Source organism: Bradyrhizobium sp. P5_C11_2, from assembly GCF_054049755.1.
Window position 1 is genome coordinate 1 of the sequence record NZ_JBFULT010000590.1, and the last position, 4,546, is coordinate 4,546.

Sequence of the window (4,546 nt, forward strand, 5' to 3'; positions counted from 1 at the left end):
TTGGTCGTCGCCCAGCCCCCTCACACCAGCCGCAACACCACCGCCCCCAGCGCGCCGGCCCACAGCACGATGCTGGCGATGCCCTGGAYCGCGAAGCCCGGGCCGCGCTTTGCGGCGGCCTTCGAGTAGCCGACGAAATAGACGATGCGGCCGATGATCCAGACCGCGCCGATTCCCGCTGCGACGGCGTCGCTGATATAGATCGCGAACAACCAGAGCGACGGCAGGAAGACCGGCATCCATTCCAGCGTGTTCATCTGGATGCGGAAGGCGCGCTCGAAATCCGGGTGTCCGGACATCGCCGGCACCTTGACGCCCGTCTTGCTGCGCGACCGCGAGACGTTGATGCAGGTGAAGAAGTAAAACAGGATCGCCAGCAGCGTTACGAGGGCGGTGAGATGATACATCGCTAGTCCCTTGAAAGAGGTCGCGGTTCAATACCCGGTCAGCTCGAGATAGCCAACGCCATCGTGCGTGCCGGCAAAACTGATCGGTCCCTCCCAATAGGCGAAGCCGGTCCCCATCCAGGCTTTTGCATTGAGCGGCTTGCAGAGGATCGAGAACGACCGCGACGGGATCGCGATCTGCCACTCCACCGGCAGCTTGCGCCCCGCGACCTCCGCCGTCGCCCTCGGCACCATCTGGATGTCGTTGCCCGCAATCATCTGCGTGCCGCCCGCGGCGCTGATCCAGTTGCCGAACGGGTAGTCCTTGCCGTCCTTCTGCCGCAACCGGTACAGCATCAGCTTGTCGCCGGAGGCGAGATGCAGCGACAGCCAGTCCCAGCCGGTCTGGTCGGTGTCGAGCGGCTGGCTGCTCCATTCCCGGTCCATCCAGGCCTGGCCCGTGACGTCGACCGGCTTGTCGTCGATGGTGAGGCTGCCGCGCGCGCGAAAAAACGGCTGGCTGTAATAGTAGGATGCCTGCCCGCGTTCGGACTTGCGGCTGAAGCCGCCATCGCCTTGCAGCACGACCGGGCGATTGGCCTCCAGCGTCAGCGCGTAGCTGAAATCGATGCCTGAGGCCTTCAGCGTCAGCGGCGACAGCGTGCGGTCGTCGGTGCGCTCGGACCCCTTGATCTCCCAATCGTCGATCCACGCCGCAAACGGCTTTGCATCGACGCCGGCCTGTCCGATACCGCCGCGCGAAAACGCCTCGCTGAAGCGATGGGTGTCGGCGCGCGTCACCGCGGCATGCGCCATCCACACCTGCTGATTGGCCCAGCCCTCGCCTTGCGGCCCCGGCTGCGTCGCCTGCCGGAACAGCGTCCATTGCAGGCCGCAAGCCGCGCCGCGGCTATCGACGAGGTTCGCCGTCAGATACCACCACTCGATGCGAAACTCCGGATGCGGCCCGTGATCGGCGGGGAAGGTAAACAGCTTTCCCGGCACGACCTGCGCAAAGCCGTCGGCGGTCTCGCCGAGCCCGGCATAACCTTGCGCGCCGGCGCGGCGCGCAAGCGTGAGCGCGGCGATGCCGCCGGCAAAGGCGCGCCGCGAAATCCCATCAGCGCTCATTGGCAAACACCTTGACGAGGGTCGCCGGCTGCATCCGCGCCAGCCGCAGAACCGGCAGCGCTGCGGCCAGCAGCGAGGCGAGCAGCGCGACCGCGACCAGCTCGACCAGTTGCAGCGGAAACACATGGAACGGCAGCCGCCAGCCGAATGCCTTCACGTTGACGATCGCAATCAGGCACCACGCCACCAGCAGCCCGAGCGGCACGGCGAGCAGCGCTGTGAACAGTGCGACCGACAGCGTCTTGGTGAGCTCGATCGCCGCGAGGCGCGGCCGCGTGATGCCGATCGCCCAGAGCGGTGCGAGTTGCGGCAGGCGCGAGTTCGCCAGCGTCAGCAGGCTGGTCAGGAGCGCGATCCCGGCCACGCCCAGCGTGAAGGCGTTCAGGGCGGACGTCACCGCGAAGGTGCGGTTGAAGATGCGGATCGATTCCGCTTTCACCGTCGCCTGGTCGGCGACGCTGCGGTCGTCGAGCGCGAACTGCGCCTGCAACGCCGCGATCAAGCCCGGGATTTTGTCCCGTGGGACAATGAGCCCGATCCGCGTCTGCGGCGTCTGCGGAAACTGTCGGATCAGCGCTGCGACGTTGACCGCCAATTGCCCCTTGGGATTGCCGTAATCGGCATAGATGCCGACGATGTCGAGCTCCCAGGTCCCGCCCGGCGCCGGCACCTCGACGACGTCGCCGACGCGGACGCGCAACTGGCGGCTCAACTGCTCGCTGATGAAGGCGGCGTTGCCCGGCACCAACTGGGTCCAGGCGCGCGGCRCGGTTTCCAGCAGCGGCCAGCGCTCGCGATAGAGCGCGTGGTCGGGAAGGCCGAGCAATTCCACCGGCTGGCCCTGCACTTGCGTCTCGGCGCGGCCGCCCGACAGGATCGCCTGGACCTCGCTACGCTGCTTGAGCCAGTTCCGGATCGCGACGCCTTGCGCATTGTCGGACGCGCTGATGTAGACGTCGGCCGCAAGCCGTCCATTGAGCCAGCCGACAAAGGTGCGGCTAAAAGTTTCCACCATGGTCGAGACGCCGACATTGACGGCAAGCGCGAGCAGCAGCGCCATCAGCGCCAGCGACAATCCGGAGAGCTGCTGCCGGCTGTCCGCCCAGAACCATCGTGCCAGCGGCCCGCGCGCGCTGCGCTGGCCTGCAAGCAGGATGATCTCGAGGAAGGCCGGCAGGATCAGCGCCGCACCCAGCATCAGCGCCGCCAGCACGCCAAAGCCGGCGATCAGCGTTTCGCCATAGCGCAGCAGCAGCAGCGCGACAGCGAACACGGCGCAGGCGGCGGCGCTTTGCAGGATCAGCCAGCGGCGCTGCCGCTGCTGCCAGGCATATGGCTGCGCGGTCGCCAGCACCGGCATCCGGATCGCCTTGATCAGGCTGGTCGCGGCCGCAACGAGCGCGCCGGCAACGCTGATGCCGATGCCGGCGAGCCACCATTCGGGGCGCAGCGTCAGCTGTCCCGGGATCTGCGCGCCATAGAGCCCACGCAGCGATGCCGCGACGTCGGGCAACAGCGCGGCTGCGATGAAATAGCCGCAGGCGAGCCCGATCAGCCCGGCGACCAGCGCCAGCACCACCAGCTCGACTACCATCACCGTGTTGACCAGGCGCGCCGACGCACCGCAGGCCCGCAAGGTGCGCAGCATCGGCAGCCGCTGCTCGAAGGCGAGGCCCAYGGCCGAATTCACAATGAACAGGCCGACGAAGAACGACAACAGGCCGAAGGCGGTGAGGTTGAGGTGAAAGCTGTCGGTGARGCGCTCCAGCTCGGTCTCCGCATTCGGCTCGATCCGCTGCAACTGGTCGCCGACGATGCTTGCGAGCGGCGCGGGCCTGCCCTTCGGCTTGCCGATCAGGAGCCGCGAGACCTGGCCCGGCTTGTTCAGCAGACGCTGCGCCACGCCGATGTCGACCACCAGCACCTCGGGCACGAGTTGCGGCAGCACGCGCAGCGGCGGCAGTCTTGCGCCGTTGCTGATGGACGGCGCCGCGCCTTCCTGCTCGTGCAAATCGGCCAGCGTCTCCCGCGCCACCAGCGTCTGGCCCGGTGGCGCAACGAAGCTCGTCAAATCCGCGGCACCGAGGCGCGGCGCGTTGCCGACATCGGCCGGCAGCGTCACCGGCTCGATGCCGAGCAGCCGCACCGAACGCCCGTTGATCTGGACGCGGCCCTCCAGCACCGGCGAGACCGGCCAGCCCGCGCGCCTGAGCTTGACGAACAGGTCCTGTGAAAAGGTCGCCGCATTCGGTGCAACCAGCATCGCCGTGCGCACGCCGCCGAACGTCGCCGCCGCGCGGTCATAGGCATTGCGCGCCTGCTGGTTGATCGCCTGCACGCCGCTCCACAGCGCGGTCGCCGCGATCAATCCGATCAAGAGCGTTGCGAATTGCATCTTGTGCCGCCGCCAATGGCTCAAGAGCACCGCGAGAACCCACAGCGCGCGTCTCATGCGATCCGTCCCGCGTGCAGGGTGACGTGACGGTCAAGCGTGCCGGCGAGATGCAGGCTGTGCGTCACCATCAGGAAGCCGCAGCCGGTGCGCGCGACGAGGTCGCGCGTCAGCGCCAGCACGTCGTCGGCGGTATCCTCGTCGAGATTGCCGGTCGGCTCGTCCGCGAGCAGCAGCGAGGGCTTTGTCGCCAGGGCCCGGCCGATCGCGACCCGCTGCTGCTGGCCGCCGGACAATTGCTCGGGATAGCGCCGCAACAGGCCGCCGAGCCCGAGCCGCTCGACCAGCTCCCTGTGCCAGGCCGCATCATGCCGGCCGGCGATCCGCGCCTGGAAGGCGAGATTGTCCTCGATCGACAGGCTCGGGATCAGATTGTACTGCTGAAAAACCAGGCCGATCCGGTCGCGGCGCAAGCCTGCGCGCCTCGCGTCGGACAGATTGGTGACCTCGGTATCGTCCAGTCGAATCGTGCCGCCATCGGCGGCGTCCAGCCCGGCGATCAAATGCAGCAGCGTGCTCTTGCCGCTGCCGGATTCGCCGGTCAGCGCGACGCGCTCGCCGCGCTTGAGGTCGAGGT

At 67.9% G+C, this 4,546-nt stretch carries 4 protein-coding genes; all 4 read right to left on the reverse strand.

The annotated features are described in order from the left end of the window. Positions 1-20: 20 nt before the first annotated feature. Positions 21-407, reverse strand: a complete 387-nt coding sequence (locus ACXJL8_RS34720) for an MAPEG family protein (RefSeq protein WP_456686419.1) — start codon at positions 405-407, stop codon at positions 21-23. A gap of 27 nt (positions 408-434) precedes the next feature. Next, entirely contained in the window at positions 435-1,517 is a 1,083-nt protein-coding gene (locus tag ACXJL8_RS34725; protein WP_456619497.1) for a lipocalin-like domain-containing protein, read from the reverse strand. After that, the gene (locus ACXJL8_RS34730; RefSeq protein WP_456686420.1) at positions 1,507-3,969 is read right to left on the reverse strand and encodes an FtsX-like permease family protein; all 2,463 of its coding nucleotides are present in this window, start codon (positions 3,967-3,969) and stop codon (positions 1,507-1,509) included. The genes ACXJL8_RS34725 and ACXJL8_RS34730 overlap by 11 nt, the downstream gene beginning before the upstream one ends. Then, on the reverse strand, positions 3,966-4,546 hold a 581-nt coding region (locus tag ACXJL8_RS34735; protein WP_456686421.1), incomplete at its 5' end, for an ABC transporter ATP-binding protein. The genes ACXJL8_RS34730 and ACXJL8_RS34735, both read right to left, overlap by 4 nt.

Bases quoted from the DNA above. Each gene is read 5' to 3' on its own strand.
- ACXJL8_RS34725 (WP_456619497.1), bottom strand. From the start codon at position 1,517: ATGAGCGCTGATGGGATTTCGCGGCGCGCCTTTGCCGGCGGCATCGCC.